12 protein-coding genes are annotated in these 13022 nt (G+C 71.5%); 7 read left to right on the top strand and 5 right to left on the bottom strand.

Annotation, left to right across the window (positions count from 1 at the left end):
- The first annotated feature begins 50 nt into the window (after nt 1-50).
- Nucleotides 51-1691, top strand: a complete 1641-nt coding sequence (locus tag OHT57_RS14540; protein ID WP_328746809.1) for an alkaline phosphatase D family protein — start codon at nt 51-53, stop codon at nt 1689-1691.
- On the opposite strand, the gene OHT57_RS14535 is transcribed toward OHT57_RS14540, so the two are convergent.
- Entirely contained in the window at nt 1678-2721 is a 1044-nt protein-coding gene (locus OHT57_RS14535; RefSeq protein ID WP_328746807.1) for a Gfo/Idh/MocA family protein, read from the bottom strand. The two genes, OHT57_RS14540 and OHT57_RS14535, sit on opposite strands and share 14 nt — an antisense overlap.
- An 88-nt stretch (nt 2722-2809) precedes the next feature.
- Between OHT57_RS14535 and OHT57_RS14530 the strand changes: the two genes are divergently transcribed.
- The 5 genes from OHT57_RS14530 to OHT57_RS14510 all read left to right on the top strand — a co-directional run bounded on the left by OHT57_RS14530 (nt 2810) and on the right by OHT57_RS14510 (nt 7884).
- Nucleotides 2810-4117, top strand: a complete 1308-nt coding sequence (locus OHT57_RS14530; protein ID WP_328746806.1) for a multidrug effflux MFS transporter — start codon at nt 2810-2812, stop codon at nt 4115-4117.
- On the top strand, nt 4069-5244 hold the full coding sequence (locus OHT57_RS14525; RefSeq protein ID WP_328746805.1) for a serine hydrolase domain-containing protein: 1176 nt from the start codon (nt 4069-4071) through the stop codon (nt 5242-5244). Before OHT57_RS14530 ends, OHT57_RS14525 begins: the two co-directional genes overlap by 49 nt.
- Before the next feature lie 121 nt (nt 5245-5365).
- Nucleotides 5366-6349 carry a small ribosomal subunit Rsm22 family protein gene (locus OHT57_RS14520; RefSeq protein WP_328746804.1) on the top strand — a complete coding sequence of 328 codons (984 nt, stop codon included), beginning with the start codon at nt 5366-5368 and terminating at the stop codon, nt 6347-6349.
- A gap of 77 nt (nt 6350-6426) precedes the next feature.
- The gene (locus tag OHT57_RS14515) at nt 6427-7044 is read left to right on the top strand and encodes a TetR/AcrR family transcriptional regulator (protein ID WP_328746803.1); all 618 of its coding nucleotides are present in this window, start codon (nt 6427-6429) and stop codon (nt 7042-7044) included.
- Nucleotides 7045-7149: 105 nt separating this feature from the next.
- Nucleotides 7150-7884: a bifunctional DNA primase/polymerase gene (locus tag OHT57_RS14510; protein ID WP_328746802.1), complete on the top strand. Its 735-nt coding sequence runs from the start codon at nt 7150-7152 to the stop codon at nt 7882-7884.
- An 18-nt stretch (nt 7885-7902) separates the two neighbouring features.
- On the opposite strand, the gene OHT57_RS14505 is transcribed toward OHT57_RS14510, so the two are convergent.
- Genes OHT57_RS14505 through efeO form a run of 4 tightly spaced genes read right to left on the bottom strand, consistent with a single transcriptional unit; the run spans nt 7903 to nt 12131 of the window.
- Entirely contained in the window at nt 7903-8904 is a 1002-nt protein-coding gene (locus tag OHT57_RS14505) for a hypothetical protein (RefSeq protein WP_328746801.1), read from the bottom strand.
- A complete protein-coding gene (gene efeU / locus OHT57_RS14500; RefSeq protein ID WP_328746800.1) occupies nt 8864-9736 on the bottom strand; it encodes an iron uptake transporter permease EfeU in 873 nt (290 codons plus the stop codon). Before efeU ends, OHT57_RS14505 begins: the two co-directional genes overlap by 41 nt.
- Before the next feature lie 3 nt (nt 9737-9739).
- Nucleotides 9740-10975, bottom strand: a complete 1236-nt coding sequence (efeB, locus tag OHT57_RS14495; protein ID WP_328746799.1) for an iron uptake transporter deferrochelatase/peroxidase subunit — start codon at nt 10973-10975, stop codon at nt 9740-9742.
- A gap of 10 nt (nt 10976-10985) precedes the next feature.
- On the bottom strand, nt 10986-12131 hold the full coding sequence (gene efeO, locus OHT57_RS14490; protein WP_328746798.1) for an iron uptake system protein EfeO: 1146 nt from the start codon (nt 12129-12131) through the stop codon (nt 10986-10988).
- Nucleotides 12132-12374: 243 nt separating this feature from the next.
- Between efeO and OHT57_RS14485 the strand changes: the two genes are divergently transcribed.
- Nucleotides 12375-13019 (top strand): PhzF family phenazine biosynthesis protein, encoded by a 645-nt coding sequence (locus OHT57_RS14485; RefSeq protein ID WP_328746797.1) that lies wholly within the window; start codon nt 12375-12377, stop codon nt 13017-13019.
- The last annotated feature ends 3 nt before the right edge of the window (nt 13020-13022 follow it).

Here is a 13022-nt window from a genome sequence, read left to right as displayed (position 1 = left end):
GTCGCCGGGTCGCCCCCTTCTCCTCCCTCAACTGTGACGGGAGGAAAAGAATGACCATCACATCAAGCCGGTCGCAGGGGCACACTCGTGAACTGCGCGCCGCTCGTTCCATCGGCCGCCGCCGCTTTCTGGGCCTCACCACCGCGGCCGCCGCACTCGCCTTCGCCGTGGACCTGCCCGCGACGGGCACGGCAGCCGCGGCCGAACTCGACGCGGCACGCATCGAATATTTTCCCTTCACCCTCGGTGTCGCCTCGGGAGACCCGCAGCCCACCTCGGTGGTCCTGTGGACCCGGCTCGCGCCCTCCCCCTACCAGCCGGACGGCGGACTGCCCGCCGAACGCGTCGACGTCGACTGGCAGGTGGCCGAGGACGAGACGTTCGCGACGATCGTGGCCAGGGGTACCGCCGTCGCGCACCCGGAGTTCCACCACACCGTGCACATCGAGGTCGAGGGCCTGGATCCGGGCCGTGTCTTCCACTACCGCTTCCGCGCGGGCACCTGGATCAGCGAGACGGGCCGCACCCGCACGGCGCCCGCCGCCGACAGCCCCGTCGCCTCGATGACCCTGGCCGCCGTCTCCTGCCAGGCCTACCACGACGGCTACTTCACCGCTTTCCGCCACCTCGCCGAGAGCGACGTGGACCTGGTCCTGCACCTCGGCGACTACCTCTACGAGTACGCCGTCGACGCGGTGGGCGGCGCCCGCAACTACACCGACCGCGTCCTGCCCAAGCGGTTCGACCACGAGACCGGCACGCTGGAGGACTACCGGCTGCGCTACGCCCTCTACAAGACCGACCCCGACCTGCGGGCCGCGCACGCCAGGCACCCCTTCGTGGTCACCTTCGACGACCACGAGACCGAGAACAACTACGCCGGCTCGATCCCCGAGAACGCCGTCCCGCCGGCACAGTTCCTGCTGCGCCGCGCCGCCGCCTACCGCGCCTACTGGGAGAACCAGCCACTGCGCGCGCCACAGTTGCCCGTCGGCCCCGACATGCAGCTCTACCGGCGCCTCCAGTGGGGCTCGCTGGCCCAGTTCGACGTCCTCGACACCCGCCAGTACCGATCCGACCAGGCCTACGACGGCGCACAGCACGTCCCCGGCCCCGACTCCGAGGACCCGGCACGGACCATGACCGGCGCCGCCCAGGAGAAGTGGCTGCTGGACGGCTGGCGCGACTCCGGGGCCCTGTGGAACGTGCTGGCCCAGCAGGTCTGCTTCTCCGGCCGCAAGGTCGACCTCAACCCTGTCGCCAAGGTCTCGATGGACGCCTGGGACGGCTACCCCGCCTCCCGCCGCCGCGTCCTCGACGGCGTGAAGGCGGCCGGGATCGAGAACCTGATGGTGCTCACCGGCGACCTCCACCGCGGGTACGCCTTCGACATCAAGGACGACTTCGGCGACCCCCTCTCGCGCACCCTCGGCACCGAGATCGTCGCCACGTCCGTCACCAGCGGCAAGGACGGCAGCGAGAGACCCTCGAACTGGGCCACCTACCTGACCGCCAACCCCCACCTGAAGTTCTACGACGGCAGACGCGGCTACGCGACGGTCACCCTCGGCCGCACCGAGGCCCGCGCCGACTTCATGACCCTGCCGTACGTCACCACCCCCGGGGCGCCCGTCACCACGGCCGCCTCCTTCGTCACGGAGGTGGGAAAGCCGGGGCTCACACAGGCGTGACGGTCCCCCCGGCGGTCCCGGCCGTGTCCCCGGCAGCCTCTCCCGGGTAGCGGACGCCGATCCGGTCCCGTACCGCGTCGAGCGTCCGCATCACCGCGAGGGTGCCCTCCAACGGCACCAGCGGCGACTGGGTCTCACCGGCCCGCAGCGCCCGCATCACCTCGCGGGCCTCGTGCTTGAGGCTGTTGCGGGGGCCGTCGGCCGGGTCGGCGACGAACTCCTCGGGGTCGCGCCCGTCGCGGTGCAGGACGAAACGGTCCGGGTGGAAGAAGCCGTTCGGGATGTCGATCCGGCCCAGCGAACCGGTCACCGAGGCGGTCGTGCCGGTGCCGCCGGTCAGGGAGCAGTGCAGCGAGGCGAGCGCCCCGTCGTCCCAGGACAGCAGGGCGCCCGTCTGGAGGTCGACGCCCTCCTCCGACAGCACCGCCTTCGCCGTGACGTCGGAGGGCTCCCCGAGCAGCAGGTGCGCGAACGACACCGGGTACACCCCGAGGTCGAGAAGCGCGCCGCCGCCCTGCGCCGGGTCCCGCAGCCGGTGCGAGGGAGGGAAGGGCCCGGCGAGCCCGAAGTCGGCCTGCACGGTGCGTACGTCACCGATCGCGCCGTCGTCGACGAGGGCCTTGAGCCGGCGGATCAGCGGGTTGCAGTACATCCACATGGCCTCCATGAGGAAGCGGTCGTGGTCCTTCGCCAGAGCGACGAGTTCCCCGGCCTCCCGGGCGTTGAGCGTGAACGCCTTCTCGCACAGCACGTTCCGCCCGGCGGCCAGACACAGCCCGGCGGCCGCACGATGCGCAGCGTGCGGAGTGGCGACGTACACGACATCGATGTCCGCGTCCTCGGCGAGGGCGCCCCAGTCGCCGTACGCCCGCCCGATTCCGAACCGCTCCGCGAACGCCTTCGCCGAGGCCTCGGACCGGGAGGCCACCGCGACCACCTCCGCGTCCGGGAGATCCACCAGGTCCGCGGTGAAGGCGGCCGCGATCCCGCCCGTCGCCAGAATCCCCCAGCGCACGCTCTGTTCCGTCATGCCCGGCTCCGCCCTCGCTCACGTGGCCATCGCCACCTTGTACGAGCTGAGAGCATAGGTGGCGGACCCATCGAAGAGGGAGGGGCACATGCCCGAGCTGGGCGCACCGACACCGCACCTGGAGCAGCAGACGGACGTGAGACCGGACCCGGGCCCGGCGGCGTCCGCCGTCGCCGCACGCCGCACCGGCCTGTTCGTCACCCTGCTCCTCGGCGGTCTCACCGCCACGCCACCGCTGGCGATGGACATGTACCTGCCCTCGCTCCCGGAGGTCACCGGCGCCCTGCACGCGCCCGCCGCCACCGTCCAGCTCACCCTCACCGCCTGTCTGCTCGGCATGGCGCTCGGACAACTGGTGGTCGGCCCGATGAGCGACCGCTGGGGCCGCCGGCGCCCGCTGCTGGCCGGTCTCGTGGTGTACGTCGTCGCCACCGCGCTGTGCGCCGTCGCGCCGACGGTGGAGTTCCTGGTCGGCTTCCGGCTCGCGCAGGGCCTCGCGGGCGCGGCGGGCATAGTCATCGCCCGGGCCGTGGTCCGCGACCTGTACGACGGCGTGGCGATGGCCCGCTTCTTCTCCACCCTCATGCTGATCGGCGGGGTCGCGCCGATCGTGGCACCGCTGATCGGCGGGCAGATCCTGCGGGTGACGGACTGGCGGGGCGTGTTCGTGGTCCTGACGGCCATCGGCGCGCTCCTCGCCGTACTGGTCTGGGTCCGGCTGCCGGAGACCCTGCCCCCGGCCGAGCGCCACACGGGCGGCGTCGGCGAGGCCCTGCACTCGATGCGCCGGCTCCTGTCCGACCTGCCCTTCACCGGCTACCTGCTCACCGGCGGCTTCGCCTTCGCCGCGCTGTTCGCCTACATCTCGGCGTCGCCGTTCGTGATCCAGGAGATCTACGGCGCCTCTCCGCAGACGTTCAGCCTGCTGTTCGGCGTGAACTCGGTCGGGCTCGTCGTCGTCGGCCAGATCAACGGCAAGGTGCTGGTGGGACGGGTCGGCCTGGACCGGGTCCTGGGTGTGGGCCTGCTGACGGTGACCGCGGCGGCCGCCGCCCTGCTGCTGATGTCGACCGGCGTGTTCGGTGAGGTGGGCCTGGTGCCCGTCGCCGCCGCACTGTTCGTCCTCATGTCCGCGATGGGCGTCGCCCTGCCCAACGCCCAGACCCTCGCCCTGCTGCGCACCAAGCACTCCGCGGGCTCCGCGTCCGCCCTGCTCGGCACGTCCTCCTTCCTCATCGGCGCCGTCGCCTCCCCCCTGGTCGGGATGGGCGGCGAGGACACGGCCGTCCCGATGGCCGTCGTCCAACTGGTGGCGGCACTGGTAGCGCTCACCTGTTTCATGGCAATGTGCCGTCCTTGGAACAGGCGTGCGACTACGGAGGAGGAGGAGAACTGAGCGCACCGAGACTGCGCACCGACACACCGGAACGGGCCGGGCTCGATCCCGGTGAACTCCGTCGGCTCGTCCGGGAGTTCCACACCCTCACCACCGGTGAACGCCCCTGGTCCGCGGGCGCCGTCCTGGCCGCCGGGCGCGGCCCGGTGCTCGCCGTGGAGGAGGCGTCGGGCTGGGCCGTCCGCTACTCCTCCTACGACCCCGAGACCGACGCGGGCGTGGAACTGCCCCCGGAGGAACGCGTCCCGATGCGCGTGGACACCCCCTTCGACCTGGCGTCCCTCACCAAACTGTTCACAGCCGTGGCGGCGGTCCAGCAGCTCGAGCGGGGCACGCTGGGCATCGACGCGCGGGTGGGCGCCTACCTGCCGGACTTCACAGCGGCGGCGACCTACGGCATCACCGTCCGTGAACTGCTCACCCACACCTCGGGTCTGCGGCCCGAACTCCCCTTCCACGACTGCGCCGACGACGAGGAACGCCTCGACCTCCTGCGCGCCGAGCCGCCCATCGGCGTCCCCGGCACCTACACCTACTCCGACCTCAACCCGCTCCTCCTCCAGCACGTCCTCGAACGCATCACCGGCCGCACCCTCGACGTCCTCGTCCACGAGGGCATCACCCGCCCCCTCGGCATGACGGACACCCGTTTCGGCCCCTGCCCGAAGGCGGCGGCCACGGAGGACCAGCGCCGGCCGTGGGCCAAGGCGGACCGGGGGATGCTGCGGGGCGTCGTCCACGACGAGAACGCCTGGTCCCTGGGCGGGGTGGCAGGCCACGCGGGCCTCTTCTCCACGGCCCAGGACCTGGCGATCTTCTGCCGCACCCTGCTGGCGGGCGGCGCGTACGGCCCGGCCCGCATTCTCGGCCCCGACTTCGTGGAACTCCTCCTCACCGCACCGGGCCTGGGCTTCGCGATCGACCAGAAGTGGTTCATGGGCGACCTGGCAGGGCGGGGAGCGGCAGGCCACACGGGCTTCACCGGCACGTCGCTGGTCCTGGACCCGGTCACCGACACGTTCGTGGTGCTCCTCGCCAACACGGTCCACCCGAGAAGACGCCCCCCGGACAACCGGCCGAGGGCGGACGCGGCGACGAGGATGGCGCGAGCGGTCAGGGGAGCGTGAGGTTTTCAGCCCGTCCGGCGTCTTTCAGCCCGTCCGGCGTTTGAGGACGAGGCCCCGCAGGGCCGACGGGGGGCGGCGGGGGCGAGAAAAAGCCCTCAGCGCCCGCCCATAGAATCACCGGGTGACCGCCCCCGCCCCCTCGGCCGAAACCCTCCGCGCCACCCTCGCCACCCTCCTCGACGGTCTCCCCCCGAAGCAGGCGGCGCACGCGGTGGACCGCCTGATCGCGAACTACCGCGGAGCCACACCCACCGACGCCCCGATCCTCCGCGACCGCGCGGACGTGGCCGCCTACGCCGCCTACCGCATGCCCGCGACCTTCGAAGCGGTGCACGCCGCGCTGGAGGCCTTCGCCGACGCCACCCCCGACTGGGCTCCCGCCGGCCACACCGACGTCGGCGGCGGTACCGGCGCCGCCACCTGGGCCGTCACCGCCACCTGGCCGGGCACGCGCACGGTCACCGTCCTCGACTGGTCCGACCCCGCCCTTACCCTCGGCCGTGAGATCGCCGGCGCCAACCCGGCCCTCAAGGACGCCCGTTGGCAGCGCGCCAGGATCGGCAAGGACCTCACCCTGGCCCCCACCGACCTGGTCACCGTCTCCTACGTCCTCAACGAACTCACCCCGGCCGACCGCACCGCGCTCGTGGACACCGCGGCGGCCTCGGCGCAGACGGTCGTGATCGTCGAGGCCGGCACCCCGGCCGGCTACGCCCGTGTGCTGGAGGCCCGCGACCGCCTGCGCGCCGCCGGTTTCCGCATCGCCGCCCCCTGTCCGCACAGCGCCGCCTGTCCGATCGCCCCCGGCGAGGACTGGTGCCACTTCTCGGCGAGGGTCAGCCGCTCCTCCCTCCACCGCAAGGTCAAGGGCGGCTCCCTGCCGTACGAGGACGAGAAGTTCAGCTACGTGGCGGCCACCCGCCTCCCGGCCACCCCGGTTCCCGCCCGGGTGATCCGCCGCCCCCAGATCCGCAAGGGCCAGGTCCTCCTCGACCTCTGCGAGTCCGACGAACACCTGACCCGCCGTACGGTCACCAAACGCCACGGCGACCTGTACAAGGCGGCGCGGGACGCGGCATGGGGCGACCCCTGGCCGCCGCCGTAAAGCCGGTCCGCGTCCGGACCCGCAAGGAGACGCCCGCGACGAGACGCCCCGTCTCACCTCCCTGCTACGGTCGCCCCATGGTCAAGCAGCCCGCCCCCGACACCGCCCGCCGCAGCGAGAGGTCCCGCCGCGCGATCTACGAAGCCGCCCTCGCCCTCGTCGGCGAAGTCGGCTACCCGAGAACCACGATCGAGGGCATCGCGGCCCGCGCGGGCGTCGGCAAGCAGACGATCTACCGCTGGTGGTCGTCGAAGGCGGAGGTGCTGCTGGAGGCCTTCCTCGACCTGAGCGAGCAGGCGGCCCGGGAGGCCGGTCCCGACGACACCTACACCATCCCGGACACCGGTGACCTCGCCGCGGACCTCAAGTCCGTACTGCGGCTCACCGTCGACCAGCTCAAGGACCCCCGCTTCGAAGCACCGTCCCGCGCCCTGGCGGCCGAGGGCGTCGTCGACGAACAGCTCAGCCGGGTCTTCGTCGCCAAGCTCCTCGCACCGTCACTGCAGCTGTACGTCGACCGGGTGCGCTCCGCACAGGAGGCCGGCCAGGTCCGCCCCGAGATCGACCCGCGCATCGCCCTCGAACTCTGGGTCTCCCCCCTCGCCCAGCGCTGGCTCCAGCACACCGGCCCGATCTCCTACGACTACACCGACACCCTCGTCGACTACGCCCTGCACGGCCTCGCACCCCGCTGACGCGGCCCGGTACGTCCCCCTGATGTCGGTTCCGGGCCCCCGGAGCAAAGGAAGATGGGACGATAGGGCATGCTGTTCCGCACAACAGCTAGGCGAGGGTGGTATATGAGCGCGGAGTCGGAAGGCCGGACCGGCCTGCGGGGCAAACTCTCCCACTGGCTGCACGCACGGGGGCCGAAGGCGGCCGCCGGGGACGCCGGTGGCCGTGAGGCGCTGCTGCTGGCCGCCGCCGCAGCGGGCCTGCCGCTCGCACCCGCCGCGCATCCCGCCGCCGACTACCGGTGCTCCTGCGACCGCGTGGGATGTCCCACTCCCGCCCGCCACCCGGTGTCGTTCGCCTGGCAGACGCAGTCGACCACCGACCGCACACAGATCGAGCGCTGGGCCCGGCACCAGCCGCAGGCCAACTTCATCACCGCGACCGGCATGGTCCACGACGTCCTGGACGTCCCCCTGGAGGCCGGCCTCGAGGCCCTGCAGCGGCTGCTGGCCGACGGCATCGAGGTGGGCCCGGTCGCCGAGAGCGACGACGGCCGGCTCCTCTTCTTCACCCTCACCCGCGGCACCCCCGAGGACGAGGACGAGTGGTGGCCGTGCGAGCTGGACTGCCACCCCGAGACCGCGGACGAACACCCCGGCCTGCGCTGGCACTGCCGCGGCTCCTACGTCCTCATACCGCCCGCCCGCCTGCCCGGCGACCAGGCCGTGCACTGGGTACGCGGCCTCGAACACCCGCTGCCCGACCCGCTGAGCCTCCTGGAAGTGCTCACCGACTGCAGCGCCCGCCATGTCGGCGAGGAGCCGGACCACGAGAGCGCGGCCTGGCCCGTGCGCCGGTAGCGAGCCGCCCGCCGGTTCCTACGAACCGTCGGCGGACGTCAGCCCCTGGATCCGCCCGAGCAGGTCGACCCGCTGTCCGCCCGCGCCCTTCGCCGGGTCGAGGGCCGCCTGGTTGGAGACGAACTCCATCGTGAGCGACTGCTTGATCTCGCCGGTCGTCAGCGCGAGCACGGCCGTGCCGGGCGTGGGGATCGCCGCACCGGAGTGGGCCGTCTGCTTCTCGTAGTGGTGCGTGGCGAAGAACACCAACGCCCCGCCGTCCTTCGTGCGCAGCGCCAGCGGTGTGTAGCCGCCGTTCGTCAGCGGTTCGTCGATGTACTGGGTGGCGAGGCCCGGCCTGGCGGCGTCCTTGGTCCGCTCCGAACGCCACACGCTGGTGTGCGTGCCGTCCGCGAAGACGTCCCCGCCGCTCTTCAGATAGCCCGCGTAGTCCTTGCTCAGGTCCCCGGGTTCGGCGGCCAGATCGGTCGTGTTCGCCGGAACCGCCTCGGCCCAGCCGTCCGCGTCCTTCTTGAACTCCGGCACCTTGCCCTGGGTCACCAGGGTCAGATAGGCCACCTGGAACGGCTCGTTCAGACCGTTGCGGGTGAACACGAGCAGCCAGCGCGCGCTGCCGCCCTTGTTGCCGGCCGCGTCGGCGACGAACCAGCGAGGCCAGCCCGCCTTCTTCGGGATGGTGTACGTCACGTCCGACAGCTTCAGCGGCGTGTGCGAGGCGTTGCCGCCCGGGCTGCTCGTCTTGCCGGCCTTCAGCCGCGCCGCGTCGATGGCGGCGAGCGCGCCGGTGACATGAGCGGCGTCCAGCGAGCTGTCGTACGCCTTGTCCGCCGCGTTGTACGCGGTGGTGAACTGCTGGAGTGCCCTGGCGGCCTCCGCCCTGGTCGTCGCGGGCAGTACCTCCCGCTCGCCGTGCACGACCATGCAACCGCTCGCCGTCAACGACAAAGCGGTCACAGAGGCTGCTGTCAGTGCGCTCCGGTCAAGCCTGCGGAGCCTTCGAGGGCCGCGATCCCTGCTCATCAGGTGCCTTCACCTTCCCCTTCCCGGAGGCGAACCCTACCGGGGCGAGGAACAGCGCGAGCGTCGGGATCAAGTACAGCAGCCACACCGTGACCTGAAGGACAGTCGGGTCCGGCTGGAAGTTGAACACGCCCTTGAGGAGGGTGCCGTACCAGCTGTCAGGGGCGATGGTGTCGCTGATGTCGAAGGCCTTGTTGTTCAGGCCCGGCAGCCAGTCGGCCTCCTGGAGATCATGGAAGCCGTACGCCAGCACGCCCGCCGCCACGACGACCAGCATGCCGCCGGTCCACGTGAAGAATTTGGCCAGGTTGATGCGCAGGGCGCCGCGGTAGAACAGCCAGCCCAGGACGACCGCCGTCAGGATGCCCAGGGCCACCCCGATCAGCGGGCGCGGGGTGCCGTCACCGGCCGCGCGGACCGACGCCCACACGAACAGGGCGGTCTCCAGGCCCTCCCGGCCGACCGCGAGGAACGCGGTGGCGACCAGGGCCCCCGTGCCCATCGCGAGGGCCGCGTCGAGCTTGCCGTGCAGCTCGGACTTCAGGTGCCGGGCGGTGCGCCGCATCCAGAACACCATCCACGTCACCAGGCCGACCGCGAGGAGCGACAGGGAGCCGCCGAGGGCCTCCTGCGCCTCGAACGTCAGCTCCTGGGAGCCGAATTCGAGCGCGCACCCGAAGCCGAGGGCGAGCGCGACCGCGACGCCGATGCCGATCCAGATGGGCTTCAGCGCGTCCCTGCGGTCCGTCTTGACCAGGTAGGCGATGAGGATGCAGACGACGAGGCTGGCCTCGAGACCCTCGCGCAGGCCGATCAGGTAGTTGGAGAACACGGGCTAGGCCTCCTTGGAGAACAGGGTGCTGCCCCACCAGTCGTCCTTGTCGCGGACGCCGGGCGGGACGGCGAAGACCGCCGAACCCACGTGCTGGATGTACTCGTTGAGCGCGTCGGTGGCCAGATGACGCTGGATACGGATGAAGCCCTCCCGCACGTCCTTCATGTACGCCAGGAAGAACAGCCCCGCCTCCAGCCGGCCGAGGCCGTCCGTGCCGTCGGTGAAGGAGTAGCCGCGGCGCAGGATCGTCGCCCCGTGGTTGGAGTCGGGGTGCGCGAGCCGGACGTGCGCGTCGGGCTTCATCGCGGGCAGGAACGGCTTGTCGCGCTCCTTGGCCCGGCCGACCGGAGCACCCTCGCCCTTGTCCCGGCCGATGATGTCCTCCTGCTCCTGCAGGGGGGTGCGGTCCCAGGTCTCGATGTGCATACGGATCCGGCGGGCGACGAGATACGAGCCCCCCGCCATCCAGTCGGAGTCCTTGCCGTCCGTCCACACGAACTTCTTCAGCCGGTCCGTCTCCGTCCCCGCGATGTTGCGGGTGCCGTCCTTGAAGCCCAGCAGGTTGCGCGGGGTTTGCGCGTCGGGTGTCGTCGACGACGTCTTGCCGAAGCCGAGCTGCGACCAGCGGATGACGACCTTGCCGAAGCCGATCCGGGCGAGATTGCGGATCGCGTGCACGGCGACCTGCGGGTCGTCCGCGCAGGCCTGGACGCACAGGTCGCCGCCGCTGCGGTTCCTGTCGAGGTTGTCGCCGGCGAACTGGGGGAGATCGACGAGGGCTTCCGGTTTCTGCCCGGCCAGGTCGAACCTCTCGAAGAGGGACGGTCCGAAGCCGATCGTCAGCGTCAGCCGCGAGGGCTTGAGGCCCAGCGCCTCACCGGTGTCGTCCGGCGGGGCCTCGGCGAGACCGCCGTAGGCCCCTTCGCCGACCGCCTTGCCGGCGGTCATCCGCCGGGCGGCCGCCGTCCAGTCCTTCAGCATCTGCACGAACGCGGCGCGGTCGTCGGTCGTGACGTCGAACGCGGCGAAGTGCAGCCGGTCCTGGACGGGCGTGGCGATGCCCGCCTGGTGCGTGCCGTGGAACTCGACGGCCGCACCGGTTGCGGCGGCGGTCGGCTCCAGGTCGTCGCCGGTGCGGGTCATCGCGACCGCGCCCCCGGCCGCGGCGGCGCCGAGCGCGAGCCCGGCACCGCCCCAGCCGATCAGCGCACGGCGGGAGGGAGTTGTGTCCGTCATGGCCCCTGCCTCAGGAAGACTTGGTGACGACGGCGGCGGCGAGCTTGGACAGCGGCTCCGCAAGCGCGTTCACACCGTCCGACAGCCGCTTGCGATCGTTCTCGCCGACCGTTTCGTACGAGACGAAGCCGTCGGACGTCTTGTCGGTCCGGTAGCCGTCGAGCAGCGTGTTCAGCGCGGCGAACTGCTTGTCGAGCTCGGTGACCAGGGCCGCGTCGTTCTCCTTGGCGACCGGCTTGAGCAGCTCGTACGCCTTCTGCGCACCCTCCACGTTGGCCTTGAAGTCGCTCAGGTCGGTGTGCGAGTAGCGGTCCTCCTCACCGGTGACCTTGCCGGTGGCGACCTCGTCGAGGAGTTCCTTGGCGCCGTTGGCCATGGAGGTCGGGGTGATGTCGGCCTTGCCGACCCGCGTCTGCCAGTCCTTGAGGTCGGTGACCAGCTGGGCCGCGAGGGTCTTCTGCTCGGCGCCGATCTTCTTGTCCTGCCAGAGGGCCTTCTCCAGCGCGTGCCAGCCGGTCCACTTCTGGCCCTTCTCCAGGCCGTCGGCGCGGGTGTCCGTCTCGGGGTCGATGTCCCCGAAGGACTCGGCGATCGGCTCGGTGCGCTCCCAGCCGACGCGGGAGGGGGCGTAGGCCTTCTTGGCCGCGTCGAGGTCGCCGGCCTTGATGGCGGCGGCGAACGTCTCCACCTTCGGGATCGTCGCGTCGGCCTGCTCCTGCGCGTACTTGCGGTACGCGGCGACGGCCGCGTCGAGCCGCGGGTCGCGCGCGGCCACGCTGCCGCCCGTGGCCTTCACCTTCTGACGGATGCCGTCGCCCTTCATGCCGGGCTTGCAGGCGATCGTGTAGTCGCCCGCCTTGACCTCCGCGGTGACCCGCTGCTTGGTGCCGGGCCCGATGTTCTCCCGCTCGCTGACGATCCGGTCGTCCGGGAAGAGGAGGTAGACCTCGGTGACCTTGGAGCCCTTGTTCTCGATGGCGAGTTCCAGGTGACCGGCCGGGAACTCCTTCGTGGAGACCTCGCACTTGCTGTCGGTGGCGGTCACGTTGACGACGCGGCCGCTGTCGCCGGAGCTTCCCTTCTCCGTGCACCCCGTGACGGCGGTCAGGGCCGCCACGGCGGTGGCGGTGACGACGGACAGTCTGGCGGCTCGCATGCGGGCTCCTGGTATGGCTGAAACAAAGGCGTGATGGTCACACAGATAGCGGTGAGGCTGACCTAACTTATCTGAGGCTTACCTGAGTGATACCGCGGGATGGCCTAAAACAGACACCAAGGGAAGGTCAAAGGAGATTCAAAGGTTCTGTTCCCAGCCGTGTCCGGTGACGGAGATCACCAAGCGTCCTCACTCCGCGGACGTGCGGATCCGAGGCCCTCGCCGCAGTGCTTCAATCTCCCCGTGACTGATTACGACGTGCTGCGCGTCTTCTGTGCACCGAACGGCGGCTACGGCAATGAGCTGGGCGTCGTCCGGGAGGGGTCCGTGATGCCGGACCGGGACGAGCGGCAGGCGTTCGCCGCGAAGCTCGGGTTCAGCGAGACCGTGTTCGTGGACGACCCCGAGCGCGGTGTCATCGACATCTACACGCCCTCCGTGCGGCTGGCGTTCGCCGGATATCCGTGCGTCGGGGCGGCCTGGCTGCTCGACGTGCCCGAACTCGTCACGCTCGCCGGAGTCGTCGGCACCCGGCTGGACGGCGAGTTCAGCTGGATCGAGGCGCGCGCGGAGTGGCCCGCGCCGCGCACCTTCCGCCAGTACGGCACCGCCGCCGAGGTCGACGACCTGACCGTCCCGCCGCCAGGGGAGTGGGTGTACGCCTGGGCGTGGGAGGACGAGGCCGCCGGGCGGGTCCGGGCCCGGGGATTTCCCGGCCGGGGCGACGGGGTCGAGGAGGACGAGGCCACGGGCGCCGCGGCCCTCCAGCTCACCGACGCACTGGGCCGCGCCCTGAACATCGTCCAGGGCGCCGGCTCGCAGATCCTCACGGCCCCGCAGCCGGGCGGTTGGGTGGAGGTGGGGGGACGGGTCTTCCTGGAGCGCTGACGC

The organism is Streptomyces sp. NBC_00285 (assembly GCF_036174265.1).
GTDB lineage: Bacteria > Actinomycetota > Actinomycetes > Streptomycetales > Streptomycetaceae > Streptomyces.
This window is presented reverse-complemented; position numbering and strand designations above follow the sequence as displayed.